The organism is Streptomyces sp. adm13(2018) (assembly GCF_008042145.1).
GTDB lineage: Bacteria > Actinomycetota > Actinomycetes > Streptomycetales > Streptomycetaceae > Streptomyces.
Map to the genome: position 1 here is coordinate 1 of NZ_RDBH01000165.1, position 1,964 is coordinate 1,964.

At 73.3% G+C, this 1,964-nt stretch carries 1 protein-coding gene; it reads left to right on the forward strand.

What is annotated here, in order from left to right; genetic code table 11:
- Positions 1-1,042: 1,042 nt before the first annotated feature.
- The coding region (locus EAO70_RS35065) for a hypothetical protein (protein WP_148006857.1) at positions 1,043-1,964 on the forward strand (922 nt) is incomplete at its 3' end.

The window sequence follows — 1,964 nt, forward strand, 5'->3', positions numbered from 1 at the left end:
GGCCTACGGCCACGCTCAGGGCGGCCGTCGCTGCGGCGAAGCCCCGGCGAGTGAGGACACCCCAGCGGGAACTCGCCCGCAGCGGCTCGACGAGCCACCGGTAGCTCACCCGCAGCGGTTCTCGAAGGCTCGCGCCGACCCCTCCGCCTGAACTCTGCAACCCGCCGCCGGACGGCCTACGGCCACGCTCAGGGCGGCCGTCGCTGCGGCGAAGCCCCGGCGAGTGAGGACACCCCAGCGGGAACTCGCCCGCAGCGGCTCGACGAGCCACCGGTAGCTCACCCGCAGCGGTTCTCGAAGGCTCGCGCCGACCCCTCCGCCTGAACTCTGCAACCCGCCGCCGGACACCCCGTCCGCGCCGCCACGCACGCCCGCCGCCTCCCTTCGCTCGCTGCTCGGCCCGCAGAGCAGGCCGTCTCCTCGGTTGATCCGGTCGTGCACGGATCGCTCCTTCCCATCCGGTCGCCGCGAGTTCGCAGCCGACTCCGTCGACAACGCACCTCGGGCGACACCACCGTGGGCGCGCCGGGGCACACCACGAGAACGACACGGAAGCGGTCCGATGCGTGGCCGCCGGAGCGACTGGGCCTCCTCGGCGGGAGCTCGATCGCGGTAGACGACTCCTTCACCGCACCAGACGCGCACGGAGCCGGACCCAGGAGGAGACGGCCCTACCCCCTTCTCCCGATCCGATGCAGGCATCGGACACGCCGCCCCTCCGTCGCTCGCCCTTCCCGGGCTGTCCCGTGTCCCGGGACAGGAAAGTCCCCGCAGGTCAGCGGCGTTCGGATCCCGACTTCTCCGAAGCAGCCGGGACACGCTTGCGGTCCTCTCGACGGCGGCCACAGACTTCGGTTGTCCGGCCGCCGCATCGCTCAGCGGCGGCACGCCGACCGGATGTATTCCCTCGGCGCGCCCCGCGATCGGCGTGCCCCACGATCGCCGCGACGCGTTCACGGCGCACCGCACCACGGCAGCCGCCCCGACGGAGAGTCACCGATCCTCATCCCTCAACGCCTTGCCGACGTCACCGGAGTCCCCCATGCCTCGGACCAGCCGCGCCCGCCGCCGATCCCTACTGCTCTCCGCCTCAGCAGTGACGACCGCCGCGATCGCGCTCTCCGCCGCCGTGATGGCCGGCCCCGAGGGTCCGCCGCCGGGCGAACGCCCGCCCCCGCTCCGCCCCGTCGGAGCACCGAGGAACACCGAGCACGACGGACTGCTCCACGACGCCGAACAGCAGCTGCTCCGCGACTGCATGAGCCGACGCGGCTTCACGTACCGCCCCTTCCATCTCGCCGCCGAACCGGAGTCCACGCTCTTCCCGTACATCATCGACGACGCCGACTGGGCCCGGGAGCACGGCTACGGGTCCCAGCTGCGTCGCCGGCAGGCGGCCCTGGCGAAGAGCGATCCGAACCGCACCTACTTCGCCGCGCTGCCCGCGCACCGCAAGGCCGCGGCACTCGTCGCCGCCAACGGCCCGTCCCCCGACGGACTGACCGTACGACTCCCCGGCGGCGGAACCCTGCGGCGCAGCGATCGCGGGTGCGTCGCGGAGGCCCAGCACCGGCTCTACGGAGACCTCGGCGCATGGTTCCGTTCCTCGACCCGAGTGAACACGCTGGAACAGATCCTCCGCAGCCGGGTCGTCGCAGACGTCGCCTACGCGCAGGGCCTCGCCGTATGGCGGCGGTGCATGGGGCGTGCCGGGCACACGTTCGCAACACCGGCGGCCGCCCGTGCCTCCGCGCTCTCCCCCGCACACCCCCTGCCGGAAGACCGAGAGGTCCACCTCGCCCTGACGGAGGTCCGGTGCGCCGGAGAGTCCGGACTGTCCGGCACGGCCCGGCGTCTCGAATTCCACCACGGCCGGCTCCTGGCCGAGGAGTACCGGGCGGACGTCGAGACACGGGACCGGTTGAGAGCCGCCGCGCTGCCCCGCGCCCGCCGGATCCTCGACG